Here is a 267-nt window from a genome sequence, read left to right as displayed (position 1 = left end):
TGTTTTGACCCCTATAAAACAAGAGTAATCTTTTAAATTTCGGATTATTAATTAAGCTGCTTTATTTTTAGTTAAAATTAAGTGTTTTTGTTGGTTCCATTTTTTGATAGGAGTTATTCTACCTAGTAATCCGTGATGTCTTACATTGTTGTAGAAAACAACATATCTTTTTAGTATTTGTTGAATTTCTCCAAAAGTTCTGTACTCAAAACGTTGAAAGACTTCTTTTTTTAAGATGCCATGATAAGCTTCTACATGAGCATTTTC

General features: G+C 28.5%; 1 protein-coding gene. It reads right to left on the bottom strand.

The window, feature by feature from the left end:
- Window positions 1-51: 51 nt before the first annotated feature.
- Window positions 52-267: IS3 family transposase (locus tag Q4548_RS16850; RefSeq protein WP_303457212.1), on the bottom strand; the 216-nt coding region annotated here is incomplete at its 5' end.

Source organism: Wenyingzhuangia sp. 2_MG-2023 (genome assembly GCF_030548295.1).
Taxonomy (GTDB): Bacteria; Bacteroidota; Bacteroidia; order Flavobacteriales; family Flavobacteriaceae; genus Wenyingzhuangia.
This window is presented reverse-complemented; position numbering and strand designations above follow the sequence as displayed.